The 12,603-nt window shown below is 73.7% G+C and carries 12 protein-coding genes; 8 read left to right on the top strand and 4 right to left on the bottom strand.

The genetic code is table 11. The features are described from left to right. The first annotated feature begins 105 nt into the window (after window positions 1–105). The 4 genes from ACFW5B_RS03375 to ACFW5B_RS03390 all read left to right on the top strand — a co-directional run bounded on the left by ACFW5B_RS03375 (window position 106) and on the right by ACFW5B_RS03390 (window position 4,864). A complete protein-coding gene (locus ACFW5B_RS03375; protein WP_386432510.1) occupies window positions 106–1,296 on the top strand; it encodes an acyl-CoA dehydrogenase family protein in 1,191 nt (396 codons plus the stop codon). After that, window positions 1,296–2,366 carry a Zn-dependent alcohol dehydrogenase gene (locus ACFW5B_RS03380; protein WP_386432513.1) on the top strand — a complete coding sequence of 357 codons (1,071 nt, stop codon included), beginning with the start codon at window positions 1,296–1,298 and terminating at the stop codon, window positions 2,364–2,366. The genes ACFW5B_RS03375 and ACFW5B_RS03380 overlap by 1 nt, the downstream gene beginning before the upstream one ends. 82 nt (window positions 2,367–2,448) lie before the next feature. After that, entirely contained in the window at window positions 2,449–3,777 is a 1,329-nt protein-coding gene (locus ACFW5B_RS03385) for an MFS transporter (RefSeq protein ID WP_386432516.1), read from the top strand. A gap of 55 nt (window positions 3,778–3,832) precedes the next feature. Continuing rightward, window positions 3,833–4,864 carry a hypothetical protein gene (locus ACFW5B_RS03390; RefSeq protein ID WP_386432519.1) on the top strand — a complete coding sequence of 344 codons (1,032 nt, stop codon included), beginning with the start codon at window positions 3,833–3,835 and terminating at the stop codon, window positions 4,862–4,864. Window positions 4,865–4,942: 78 nt separating this feature from the next. On the opposite strand, the gene ACFW5B_RS03395 is transcribed toward ACFW5B_RS03390, so the two are convergent. Then, window positions 4,943–5,548: a flavin reductase family protein gene (locus ACFW5B_RS03395; protein ID WP_386432522.1), complete on the bottom strand. Its 606-nt coding sequence runs from the start codon at window positions 5,546–5,548 to the stop codon at window positions 4,943–4,945. Window positions 5,549–5,770: 222 nt separating this feature from the next. Here ACFW5B_RS03395 and ACFW5B_RS03400 point away from each other — a divergent pair, with 222 nt between their 5' ends. Together ACFW5B_RS03400 and ACFW5B_RS03405 are read left to right on the top strand one after the other, a co-directional pair. Continuing rightward, complete coding sequence (locus tag ACFW5B_RS03400) at window positions 5,771–6,352, top strand: RNA polymerase sigma factor (RefSeq protein ID WP_386432525.1); 582 nt, start codon at window positions 5,771–5,773, stop codon at window positions 6,350–6,352. A gap of 8 nt (window positions 6,353–6,360) precedes the next feature. Further along, the gene (locus ACFW5B_RS03405; protein ID WP_386432527.1) at window positions 6,361–7,008 is read left to right on the top strand and encodes a hypothetical protein; all 648 of its coding nucleotides are present in this window, start codon (window positions 6,361–6,363) and stop codon (window positions 7,006–7,008) included. Between the two features lie 67 nt (window positions 7,009–7,075). On the opposite strand, the gene ACFW5B_RS03410 is transcribed toward ACFW5B_RS03405, so the two are convergent. Next, window positions 7,076–7,981 carry an enoyl-CoA hydratase/isomerase family protein gene (locus ACFW5B_RS03410; RefSeq protein ID WP_386432530.1) on the bottom strand — a complete coding sequence of 302 codons (906 nt, stop codon included), beginning with the start codon at window positions 7,979–7,981 and terminating at the stop codon, window positions 7,076–7,078. A 178-nt stretch (window positions 7,982–8,159) separates the two neighbouring features. Further along, window positions 8,160–10,415: an acetate--CoA ligase family protein gene (locus tag ACFW5B_RS03415; protein ID WP_386432533.1), complete on the bottom strand. Its 2,256-nt coding sequence runs from the start codon at window positions 10,413–10,415 to the stop codon at window positions 8,160–8,162. A gap of 391 nt (window positions 10,416–10,806) precedes the next feature. On the opposite strand from ACFW5B_RS03415, the gene ACFW5B_RS03420 reads away from it, so the two are divergent. Beyond that, window positions 10,807–11,268 carry a Zn-ribbon domain-containing OB-fold protein gene (locus ACFW5B_RS03420; RefSeq protein WP_386433210.1) on the top strand — a complete coding sequence of 154 codons (462 nt, stop codon included), beginning with the start codon at window positions 10,807–10,809 and terminating at the stop codon, window positions 11,266–11,268. A 65-nt stretch (window positions 11,269–11,333) separates the two neighbouring features. Next, window positions 11,334–11,822, top strand: coding sequence for a GNAT family N-acetyltransferase (locus ACFW5B_RS03425; protein ID WP_386432536.1), 489 nt, complete (start codon window positions 11,334–11,336; stop codon window positions 11,820–11,822). 45 nt (window positions 11,823–11,867) lie between these two features. On the opposite strand, the gene ACFW5B_RS03430 is transcribed toward ACFW5B_RS03425, so the two are convergent. Next, window positions 11,868–12,602 carry a pyridoxal 5'-phosphate synthase gene (locus ACFW5B_RS03430; RefSeq protein ID WP_386432539.1) on the bottom strand — a complete coding sequence of 245 codons (735 nt, stop codon included), beginning with the start codon at window positions 12,600–12,602 and terminating at the stop codon, window positions 11,868–11,870. Window position 12,603 lies beyond the last annotated feature (1 nt).

Below are 12,603 nucleotides of genomic sequence, written 5' to 3' on the forward strand. Positions count from 1 at the left end.
GTGTGGGACTGCTTCGCTTTACGTCCCACACCCCTGCCCCTCCGGCCCGTCCCCTCCCGTGGGTGGGTGTTCTGAAGTTGATGGGGGCGGGCGTGGGAGGGCGTTGTGGACTTTGAGTTCGGGGATGAGGACGAGGCATTTCGGGCGGAGGCTCGGGAGTGGTTTTCGGGGCATCTCACCGGTGCTTACGCCGAGTTGGCGGGGCGGGGTGGTCCCGGGAGTGAGCACGAAGGGGCCGGGGTGCGACGGGCCTGGGAGCGGGAGTTGGGGGGTGGGGGGTGGATCGGGCTCGGGTGGGAGTGTGCGGAGGGGGCGTACGGGAACCGGGTGGGCAGTCTGACGCAGCAGGTCGTGTGGGCCGAGGAGTATGCGCGGGCGGGGGCGCCGGGGCGGGTGGGGCATATCGGGGAGAACCTGCTGGGGCCGACGTTGATTGCGGCGGGGGACGAGGAGCAGCGGCGGCGGTTTCTGCCGGCCATCGCGCGGGGGGAGGAGCTGTGGTGTCAGGGCTACAGCGAGCCGGACGCGGGGTCGGATCTGGCGGGGCTGCGTACGGTGGCGGTCCGGGACGGGGCGGGCCATCGGGTCACTGGGCAGAAGATCTGGACGTCGCTGGCCGGGGAGGCCGACTGGTGCTTCGTGCTGGCGCGGACGGATGCGCGGGAGCGGCGGCACCGGGGGCTCTCGTTCCTGTTGGTGCCGATGGATCAGCCGGGGCGGATCGAGGTGCGGCCGATCCGGCAGATGTCGGGGACGGCGGAGTTCAACGAGGTGTTCTTCGACGGGGCCCTCGCTCCGTATGTGGTCGGCGGTGAGGGCGCCGGCTGGCGGGTGGCGATGGGGCTGCTGGCGCGGGAGCGCGGGGTGTCCACGCTGGTGCAGCAGATCGGGTTCGCCGCCGAGCTGGCCGACGTGCTCGCCGCCGCGGTGCGCTGCGGTTCGTTGCGGGACCCGGTGCTGCGTGAGCAACTCGTACGGCAGTGGGCCGAGTTGAAGGTCATGCGGTGGAACGCGCTGCGCACCCTGGGCGCCGCCGGGGACGCGGGGGCGCCGAGTGTGGCGAAGCTGCTGTGGGGCGGCTGGCATCAGCGGCTCGGGGAGCTGGCGATGCGGGTACGGGGCGCCACGGCGGCGCTCGGGCCCGTCGACTGGAGCGAGCGGGCGCCGTACGAACTGGACGCGCTGCAGCGGCTGTTCCTGTTCACCCGGGCCGACACCCTCTACGGCGGCTCGGACGAGATCCAGCGCAACATCATCGCCGAGCGTGTGCTCGGCCTGCCCAGACTGGAGCGGTGATGAGAGGCGTCATTTACGACGGCGAGCAGCCCCGGGTCGTGGACGATCTGGCGGTGCGGGACCCGGGGCCGGGTGAGGTGCTGGTCGGCATCCGGGCCGCGGGGCTGTGTCACAGCGATCTGTCGGTGATCGACGGGACCATTCCGTTCCCGGTGCCGGTGGTGCTGGGACACGAGGGCGCCGGGGTGGTCGAGGCCGTGGGCGCGGGCGTCGGGCATGTGGCGCCCGGCGATCATGTGGCGCTGTCGACGCTGGCCAACTGCGGGGCGTGCGCGGAGTGCGACCGGGGGCGGCCGACGATGTGCCGGAAGGCGATCGGGATGCCCCAGAAGCCGTTCCGGCGGGGCGAGCGCGAGCTGTTCAGCTTCGCGTCGAACTCGGCGTTCGCGGAGCGTACGGTCGTCAAGGCGGTGCAGGCCGTGAAGATCGCCGAGGACATTCCGCTGAACTCGGCCGCGCTGATCGGGTGCGGGGTGCTGACCGGCGTCGGCGCGGTGCTCAACCGGGCGAAGGTGGACCGCGGGGACTCGGTGGTGGTGATCGGCGCCGGCGGGATCGGCCTCAATGTGCTCCAGGGGGCGCGGATCGCCGGGGCGTCGGTGATCGTCGCGGTGGATGCCAACCCGGCGAAGGAGGCGGTGGCGCGGCAGTTCGGGGCGACGCACTTCATCGACGCGTCTGCGGTGGGCGACAGCGTCAAGGCGGTGAAGCAGATCCTGCCGACCGGCGCCGACCACGCCTTCGAGTGCGTGGGCAGCACCCGGCTGATCCGGCAGGCCGTCGATCTGCTGGACCGCCACGGCCAGGCGGTGCTGCTCGGGGTGCCGCCGGCCACCGCGGAGGCGTCGTTCCTGGTGTCGTCGATGTACCTGGACAAGTCGATCCTGGGCTGCCGTTACGGGTCGGCGCGGCCCCAGCGGGACATCGCGCTCTACGCCCGGCTGTACCGCGAAGGGCGGCTGCTGCTGGACGAGTTGGTGACCCGGACGTATCCGGTCGAGGACTTCGCGGTGGCGGCGGACGATGCGCACCACGGGCGGGTGGCCCGGGGTGTGCTGACCTTCGGGTAGCGCCCGGCGCTGGCCCGATCCTGAGGAACCCTGGCCCTCCGGCCACTCGTTCCGGGTGGGGGAGGCGGACGAAGCTGCTCCCGTGACCCGGACTCCCGAACTCCCCCTGCGCACGGCCGCTCCCGCCGCTGCTCTCCCGCCCCCTCGGCGGCGCCCGCACCGCGCCTGGTCCGTCGCCGCCGTCACCTTCCTCACCCTCATCGGCGCGGCCGGCTTCGCCTCCCTGCCCGGCCTGCTCATCGACCCGCTGCACACCGAGTTCCACTGGTCGCGCGGCACCGTCGGCCTCGCGGTGTCGGTGAACCTCGCGCTCTACGGGCTGACGGCGCCGTTCGCCGCCGCGCTGATGGACCGGTTCGGCATCCGGCGGGTGGTGGCGCTCGCCCTGACGGTGATCGCGGCCGGTGCCGGGCTGACCGTCGTCATGACGGAGAGCTGGCAACTCGTCCTGTACTGGGGCGTGCTGGTCGGGCTGGGCAGCGGCTCGATGGCGCTGGCCTTCGCGGCGACGGTCACCGGCCGCTGGTTCACCGCGCGGCGCGGGCTGGTCACCGGCCTCCTCACCGCGGCCGGCGCCTCCGGGCAGCTGGTGTTCCTCCCGGCCCTCTCCTGGATCGTCGAGCGGCACGGCTGGCGGCCCGCCGCGGTGACCGTCGCCCTCGCCGCGCTCGCCGTCGTCCCGCTGGTGTGGCTGCTGCTGCGCGACCACCCGGCGGATGTGGGCGTCGCGCCGTACGGGGCGACGGAGTTCGTCCCCAAGCCGCCGCCGCAGCGGGGCGCGGCCCGGCGTGCCGTACGGGCACTGGTCTCGGCGGCCGGGACCGGTCCGTTCTGGCTGCTGGCGGGTACTTTCGCGATCTGCGGTGCCACGACGAACGGCCTGGTCAAGACGCACTTCGTGCCCGCGGCGCACGATCACGGCATGCCGATGACGGCGGCCGCCTCGCTGCTCGCGGTGATCGGCGTCTTCGATATCGCCGGAACCATCGCGTCCGGCTGGTTCACCGACCGCTTCGACACCCGCCGGCTGCTCGCCGCCTACTACGGACTGCGCGGTCTGTCGCTGATGTTCCTGCCGATGCTGCTGTCCGCCACCGTCCGCCCGCCGATGGTCTTCTTCGTCGTCTTCTACGGTCTCGACTGGGTGGCCACCGTCCCGCCGACCCTCGCCCTGTGCCGTGAGCACTACGGGGACGACGCCGCGATCGTCTTCGGCTGGGTGCTGGCCGCCCACCAGGCGGGCGCCGCGCTGATCGCCTTTCTGGGCGGCCTGGCGCGCGATGCGTCCGGTACGTACAACCCGGTCTGGTACGCGTCGGGTGCGCTGTGCGCCGTCGCGGCCCTGATGGCCCTGGTGATCCGGCAGCGGCGGGAGGCGCCCGGGAAGGGGCGGGTGGCGGTCACCGGGTAGGGCGGCCCTGTGGCGGGCTGCGGATGGCGGGTGCATCATCCCGGTGGGAGGGGTGATGGAGATGGGGGCAAAGGGGACAGCGGGTAACACGGGGGACGGGCGGCCCCATGGTGGCGCGGCGGACGGCGTGCCCAAGTCGGGCGCGGCGGGCGGGAGTTATGGCCGCGACGGGGTTCAGGTCCTCTACGGGGTGACCGGCCGCGGCGGTGGCCATCGCCCCCTCGGCCCCGTGTGGAGCGGACGGACGCTGCTGGTCTCGATGGCGGCGCTGCTGGGCGAGGCGGCGCTCGCGGTGGTGGGGTTCGTCCTGTACGCCGCCACCCAGGAGGGCCCGGCCGGCAATACCTTCCTGTCGGCCTTCGCCCTGCCGGTCGCGCTGGTCGTCGGCACGCTGCCCGGGTTGGTGCTGACCGTCACCCTGGTGCTGCCCACCCTGTCGCTGGCGCGGTGGGCGGCCCGCCGGGGCGGGGTGCGGGGGCGGCCGAAGTGGTGGTGGACGGCGGCCGCGGCCCCGTTCACGGCGGCCGTGGCGGCCGTGGCGTACGGGGTGTTCTTCGCGCTCCTCACCGACTCGGCGGGGCCGCCCCGGGCCTCCCTCGTGTGCTGGCCGGTGCTCGCGGTGGCGGCCGTCCCCGCCGCGCTGCTGGCCGCCGTCGCCGCCCGGGGCACCGGGGCCCGGCGCACCGTCCGGCTGACCCTCACCGTCGCGGGCGGCGGCTTCCTGGCGGCCCTCGCCCTCGGGGCCCTGGGCGCCGGCCTCTTCGCCACCGGCCTGGTGGCGGAGTACGAACCCCCCGAACCGGCCCGCGCCGCGCTCGTCGGCTCCTGGGGGGACGGCAGTGGCGGCACGCTGGAGCTGTCCGCCAACGGGGCGGCGACGGCCCGCGGCAGGGCCACTTCGGCGGACGACTGCGCCGCCACCGGCAGCTGGGAGCTGCACCGCGCCCACGGGGGCGGGCAACTACAGGTGGAGGCGGGCGGCTGCGAGTGGTACGTCGGCGGCACGGAGGAGGAGCTCACCCTCTACTCCTTCGTGGGCGACCCGGACAAGTGGGACCGGCATGTGCTGACCCGGCAGGGGGGCTGACGGACGGCCGATGCCCGACGCGGCCCGTTCGCCGGGGTGCCCCGGGTGCCCGCCCCCGCCGCGGCCGTACGCCGTCCCTCACGGCCCGAAGCGCCCGAAGGCCCCCCGGTGGAAGAGCAGCGGACCGTGCTCCGCGGCGGCCGGGTCGGTGCCGAGTGCCTCGACGCGGCCGACCACGATGAGGTGGTCGCCACCGGTGTGGACGGCCTGGATCGTGCAGTCGATCCAGGCGGGCACGTCCGCCAGCCGCGGGGCTCCGGTCACCGGCGCGGGCTCGTGGCGCACACCCGCGAACTTGTCGCCGCCACTGACCGCGAACCCGCGGCAGAGCGCGCCCTGTCCGGCGCCGAGGACATTGACGCAGAACACCCCGGCGCGGGCGATCCGCGGCCAGGTCGTCGACGTGCGCGCCACCATGAACGTCACCAGCGGCGGGTCGAGGGAGAGCGCGGCGAAGGACTGGCAGGCGAAACCGGCCGGGCCCGGCTCCCCTGGGGCCGTGATGACGGTGACGCCGCTGGCGAAGTGCCCCAGGACGGCGCGGAATTCCGCCGGGTCCAGAGGAGCGCGCTCGTCCTCGCGTACGGCGCGCAGCGCGGGGCGGGGCGGCGCGGCGGGGGACGGCCCGCCCGCTGTGGTGGGCGCACCGACGGCGCGCAGGTACCGCACGACGGTGGCTGCCATTCCCGCATGTCCCATCATGGATTCATTGAAACTGATGGTGCGTCAGATGTGAAGGTGTGCGGAGCCGGCGCCACCCGCAGGTGTGGTTTCCCGGCGGTTCCGGGATGATCTGCGGCGGATTCGGGGGAGATCGGTGAGTGGATTCCTGATTGCGTGTCGTCCTCGCGGGTAGCGTCCTTTGCGGCCGCGTCCGTAGCCGAGCACGGGGGAGAGTTCCGGTACATGGCCGATGCGACACCGTCGTCAGCTTCGTCTGCCGCGTCACCCACCTTCGACGAGGTCTTCTGCGGGCTGCTGCCCCGGCTGTACCGGAGGGCGGTGATGCTGGCCGGATCGAGACAGTCCGCGGAGGACGTGGTGCACGAGGCCTATCTCAAACTCGCGGCCCGCCCCCAGCGCTTCCTGGCCCATCCGGAGCCGTACGCCTATGCCTTCACCACCGTGCTCAACGTCGCCCGTGACGCCTACCGCAAGGACCGGCGCCAGGTGCTGGTCGACGGGATGGACGGGGTCGAGGAGGCCGGGGCGGGCGGCGGCGCCGGGGCGGGGGCCGGCGGGGCGTCCGGCTGGGACGGCGGGGTGGAGCGGCGGCAGGCCGAGATCGAAGCGGTGCGCCTGCTGGGAAAGCTGTCGCACCGGCAGGCCGGCATCGTCATCCTCGTCGACCTCGACGGCTACACCATCGATCAGGCCGCCAAGATCATGAAGGTGCATCGTGGCACCGCCGCCCGCCATCGCGCCCGTGCGCTGGACAGGCTGCGCGCCTTCCTCGTTGAATCGGAGCACGGGCAGGCCGGGAGGTGAACGGCACGGTGGGCGTGGGGCCACGCTATGACGGCGGTGCGGGTGCAGCGGGCGGTGACGGCCGGGGATTCGGCGGTGGCCGGGGCGACGGCTCCGGGGACGACGCCGAGGCGCTGCTGCGCGCCCGGCTGCGGCTCGCGGACGAGCAGATCGAGACGCCGCCCGGCCTGTGGGACCGCATCAGGCAGCCGGATGCCGAACAGCCGCCCGCGGTGGTGCCGTTGCCCCGGAGGCGGCCGCGCACGGTCGTGCTCGTGGTGGCGGCCGCGGTGGCCGCGGTGGCACTGGGGGTGTGGTGGCTGGTGCGTCCGGGACCCGTGTCCCTGCGGCCGGCCGGGCCGGCCCCGGAGGTGAAGATCACCGTCTACAACAGCGAACGGGCCTGCCGTACGGGCCGCTCCCTGGAGTGCGCGCTGCGACTGGCCAACGACCCGCGCGCCGAGTACGCCGCGCGCGGCAACTCCGCCGGCCGGGTCTGGCACGGCGATGTGCTCGACGCGCGCTGCGTGGTGACGGACGGCCGGATGGTCCGCGACGAAGCGGGCGTCACCTCCACCCGCTGGTACCTGGTCACCAGCGGGCAGGGGGTACGGGGCTGGCTGCCGGGGGTGCGGACGCGGAACACCCATGAGGTGCCGGAGTGTTCGGCGGGGTGAAGCGGGGCCACGGCGGGCCAGGGAGCCTGCCCGTGGGAGGCGCCCTCGGACAGGGAGCCTCCGTGGGTCACCGCCCCCGGAACACCGGGTGGCGGCGCGCCACGAAGGAGTCGACCCCCTCCTGGGCGTCCGCCGTCGTCATATTGATCTCCTGGGCGGCGGCCTCGGCGGCGAGGGCGGTGCCCCGGTCGGCGTCGAGCGAGGCGTTGACCAGCTGCTTGGTCAGGGCCAGCGCGCGGGTCGGGCCGGCCGCCAGCCGCTCGGCCCACTCCCGGGCCGTCTTCGCCAGCTCACCGTCCGGCACGACCCGGTTGACCAGACCCAGCCGCTCCGCTTCGGCGGCCGGTACGGCGTCACCGAAGAACAGCAGCTCCTTGGCGCGCTGCGGGCCGATGAGCCGCGGCAGGAGATAGGCGCCGCCGCCGTCCGGGACCAGCCCGCGGCGGACGAACACCTCGATGAAGCGGGCCGATTCGGCGGCCAGCACCAGATCGCAGGCGAGCGCCAGATGGGCGCCGAGCCCGGCCGCGGTGCCGTTGACGGCGGCGATCACCGGCTTCTCGCAGTCCAGCACCGCCGTGATGAGCCGCTGGGCGCCGTGCCGGATCAGCCGGGCGACGTCACCGGCGGCCCGCTCACCGGCCGCCGGCGCTCCGCGCAGATCGGCGCCGGCACAGAAGCCCCTGCCGGTCGCGGTGAGCACGACGGCCCGGACATCCGGGTCCGCGGAGGCGTCGGCGAGCCGGGCGATGAGGCGTTCGCGCTGGTCAGGGGTGATGGCGTTCATCGCGTCCGGCCGGTTGAGGGTGAGCCGGCAGACGCCGTTGTCAGTGGTGTGCTGTACCAAGGAATCGACGGGGTCCGCGTCGGCGGCGGCGCCGGTCGGACCGGTGCGGCCGGTGCGGTCGGCGGGATCGCCGGACGCGCCGGATGCGGCGGGGGGAACGGAACCGGGGGACGGTGTGGGTGTCATGGGGGAGTGGCTCCAGAGGGTGCGGCGCGGGTGGTGGGTGCGCTGGGGGTGGCCCGGGCGGCCTGCGGTGCGGCCGCCGGCGGGGCGACTACCGGCGGTGCGGTGGCCGGTGGCCCGGTCACGGGCGTGGGTGTCGGTGTGGGCCTCCGCATGGGCGTGGGTACGGGCGCGGCCACGGTCAATGGCAGACCGCGAGCGCGTCGAGGGCCACGGCGCCCTGGCCGCGCGGGAGCACCACCAGCGGGTTGATGTCCAGCTCGGCCAGTTCGTCCCCGAGTTCCAGCGCCATCCGCTGCACTCTCAGCACGACCTCGACCAGCGCGTCGAGGTCCGCGGGCGGCGCTCCGCGGACGCCGTCCAGCAGGGCCCGGCCGCGGAGTTCGCCGAGCATCGCCCGCGCCTGGTCCTCACCGAACGGCGGTACGCCCACCACGACGTCCCGCAGCACCTCCACGAGCACCCCGCCGAGGCCGACGGTCACCGTCGGCCCGAAGAGGCTGTCCCGGTTGACGCCGACGACCATCTCGACGCCCCGCTCGATCATCTGGCAGACCAGCACCCCGTCCAGCGGGACGTCCTCGTAGCGGGCGATGTCGGTGAGTTCCCGATAGGCGTCCCTGACCTGGCTGGCCGAGGTCAGCTGGACCTTGACCAGGCCGAGTTCGGTCTTGTGCGCCAGCTGCGGCCCGGAGGCCTTCATGACCACGGGATAGCCGACCAGGCTCGCGGCCCGTACGGCCGCCGCCGCGCTGGTCACCAGCTGCTCGCGCGGGACCCGGATGCCGTAGGCGCGCAGCAGCTGCTTCGCCGCGTGCTCGCTGAGCTGCTGGCCCGGACGCATCAGGGCCTGTGCCTTGCGCGCCGATGGAGACAGGACGCGCGGGGCCTCGTCGAAGGGGGAGCGGTAGCCGTCGACGAAGCGGTGGTGGTCGAGGTAGGCACGGACGGCGGTGATGCAGTTGGCGAAGGTGCGGAAGGTCGCCACCCGCGAGGAGCCGAGGAGGGTGTGGCGATAGGCGTCCTCCGTACCGACCGGCGAGCCCCACACCACACACACCAGCTTGTCCGTCTGCTCCGCCGCGTCCACCAGGTCCTGCGCGAGCTTGTCACTCATCGGCGGGAAGGGGCCGGTGACCGGGCAGATCAGGATGCCGATGGCGGGGTCGGCCAGGATCGCGTCGAGGATCTTGCGGCCGCGCCAGTCGCCGACCGGGTGCCCGCCGTTGTCGACCGGATTGGCGACGTGGAGGTACTCCGGTATCCACTGGTGCAGTTCGGCCTGCTTGGCGGCGCCGAGCGTGGGCAGTCGCAGGCCGGCCGCGGTCGCCAGGTCGGAGAAGTGGGCGCCGGTGCCACCGGAGATCGAATAGACGGCGACGCCGTCTGCGGTGGGCTTCCTGGCGCGGGCCAGCAGCGCCGCGGTGTCCTGCAGCTCGTCGAGCCCGTCCACCCGGATCACGCCGAACTGCCGCATCGCGGCGTCCACGACCTCGTCCGCCCCGGTGAGCTTGCCGGTGTGCGAGGCGGCCGTCCGGGCGCCGGTCTCGGTGCGGCCGACCTTGACGGCGACGACGGGCACCTTGTTGCGGGCGGCGCGGTCGGCGGCCAGCAGAAAGCTGCGGCCGTCCTTGAGGCCTTCCACATACGCGGCGATGGCGCCGACCTCGGGCCGGGTGGCGAAGTAGGAGAGAAAGTCGGCGGTTTCCAGATCGGCCTCGTTGCCGGTCGGGGCCCAGTGCGACAGGCGGATGCCCAGTTCCTGGAGGCTGAAGACGGGACGGCCCTGGTGGCCTGACTGCGTGATCAGGGCGATGGCCGGTCCGTCCAGGTCCGTACGGAACTTCTCGAAGGCGTTGAGGTTGGTGTTCGGGCCGAGCAGCCGCAGACCGGAGCGGGCGACGGCCTCGGCCAGCTGCTCCTGGGCCGCCGCGCCGCGCTCGCCGGTCTCGGCGAACCCGGAGGCGAAGGCCACCGCGAACTTCACCTTGGCCTCGGCGAGTTGCCCGATGACCGGCAGCGGATCGGCGACCAGGAGGACCGCGAGATCGACGGTCTCCGGCAGTTCGGCGATACCGGCGTGGCAGGGCCGCCCGAAGACCTCGGTGCGTCCCGGGTTGACGGGGTGGAGCCGGGCGCCGACCCGGTCCGCCCAGGCGATCAGCTGACGGGTGATACCGGTGTTGGGGCGCCCCTCGCTGTCCGAGGCCCCGATCACCGCCACGGACTCGGGCCGGAAAAAGCGGTCCAGGTCCGGCACCGGGGCGTGCAGTGGACGGCCGCTGACGTCCCGGTCGACGGGGCGGGAGCGCCGGCCCCCGCCGTCGGGGTGCGGTTCGCTCATACCGTGGACGGTGTGTGGTGGTTGCTCCCCACAGGCCACGACGCGGGCCGGCCGGGAGTGAGTGGTGAGGGTGCCGTGAGTCGATCCAAGCATCGCAGACGCCCGCTCCTGTGTGACGGCTCCATAACTGACGCATAGTCAGATTACTTGAATTGACACCGTGTCAGGAATGGGCCTGCAAGGGAAAGGTTGCGGGAGGGGGTTCGCCGAGGGGGTGTGCACGGATCGCCTCGGGCCTCTTGCGTGCCCGTCCCGTGTCGGCTGAACTGACGTACTGTCAGGATCTCTGCCGGTCGGCTCAGGCGCGATGAGCCGACGGGCAGGGGCGTTCGGCGAGGCTGGGGGTGTTCCGGTGACGGCTGGGGCTACGGGTGCGGGTGCGGGTGCGGGCACAGGCGCGGGCGCGGGCGCGGGTGCGGTGACGGGCGGGGGTGCGGGCAGGGCCGAGGGGACGGGCGCGAAGGCGGCTGCCGCGCGGTTCGATCTGCCGGAGGTGGACGCCTTCACGCGGCCGTACTGGGATGCGGCCGCCGAGGGGCGGCTGTTGCTGCGCCGCTGCCGGGCCGAGGGCTGCGGTGCGGCCCACCACTATCCGCGCGAGTTCTGCCCGCGCTGCTGGAGCGAGGACGTCGACTGGGAACCGGCCACCGGCCGCGCCACCCTCTACACCTGGTCCGTGGTGCACCGTAACGACCTGCCGCCGTTCGGTGACCGGGTCCCGTACATCGCGGCCGTGGTCGATCTCGCCGAAGGCCCCCGGATGATGACCGAGATCACCGACTGCCCGGAGCGCGAGCTGCGGATCGGCATGCCGCTCATGGTGCACTTCCGGGGAGCGGGAGCGGGAGCGGGAGCGGGCCGGGTCGTCGTCGGCGGCGGCGCCGGTGAGGGCGACGGCCCGGACGCGGGCGGCGCGTTCGCCGTCCCCGTCTTCCGGCCGGTGTGAGCCCGCGCCCCGGGGGCCGGCGATTTCCGGTGGCGGGCCGGACGGGCCCGAGGCATGCTGTGGCCGTGCTGATTCGTGAGGCGACCGCGGCCGACTGGCCCGCCATCTGGCCCTTCTTCCACACCATCGTGGCGGCCGGGGAGACCTATACCTATCCGCGGGACATGGACGAGGCGGCGGGCCGCGAGACCTGGCTTCTGGCGCCGCCCGGCCGCACGGTCGTCGCGGTCGACGACGACGGCACGGTCCTCGGTACGGCCAAGATGAACCCCAACCACATGGGCGGGGCTTCGCACATCGCCAGTGCCAGCTTCATGACCGACCCGCAGTACGGCGGACGCGGCATCGGCCGCGCCCTGGGCGAACACGTACTGGCCTGGGCCCGCGCCGAGGGCTATCGCGCGATGCAGTTCAACGCCGTGGTGGAGACCAACACCGGCGCCGTGGCGCTCTGGAAGTCCCTGGGCTTCCAGATCATGACGACCCTGCCCGAGGGCTTCCTGCACCCCACCAAGGGCTATGTGGGGCTGCACATCATGTATCAGCAGCTGTGAGGGCGCACGAGGCCTCCCGGTCCGCTCGGCTGATGACACCGCACCTCACGGCCAGAGGAGTTCCCGCTCCCAACGCCCGTCCGCATAGCGGTAGTTGAGCCGTACGTGCCGTCGCTGCGCATCGCCCTGGAAGAACTCGACCTCCTCGGCGCGCAGCACGTACAGCGTCCAGCTCGGTACCGGCGCCTCGGGCTCGCGCCGGGCGTGCTCCCAGGCCGCCTCCGAGGCGCGCGCCAGTTCGTCCACCGAGCCGAGGACCTCGCTCTGCCGGCCGACCAGCGCGGCGGCCAGCGCGCCCGTGGAACGGCGGTGCAGATCGGCCGCGCTCTCCTCGGGGTCCGCCACCGTCACCGGCCCGCTGACCCGCACCTGGCGGCCGACCGCCGGCCAGTAGAAGCCGAGCGCCGCCCGCGGCCGTACGGCCAGTTCGCGGCCCTTGCGGCTGCCGCGGTGCGAGGCGAAGTGCCAGCCGCGCTCATCGGCGTCGTGCAGCATCAGGGTCCGTACGGAGGGGTCACCGGCCGCGTCCGCCGTGGCGAGCGTCATGGTGTGCGGCTCGGGGACGCCCGCCTCGGCGGCCTCCCGCAGCCACTGCCGGAACAGCGGGAGCGGTGTGGCCGGCGCCGTCGCCGGATCGAACGACGGCAGCGCGACGTCCCAGACCCGCAGCCCGCGCAGCAGCTCGCGGAACGCCTGGGCCTCCGCGTCGTCGGAGGGGTGCGCCGCGGTGCCGGTGGAGGCGGCGTCCGGTGAGTCCTGGTGCCCGGGGTGATCGGTCATG

This window comes from Streptomyces sp. NPDC058773 (assembly GCF_042746015.1).
GTDB lineage: Bacteria > Actinomycetota > Actinomycetes > Streptomycetales > Streptomycetaceae > Streptomyces.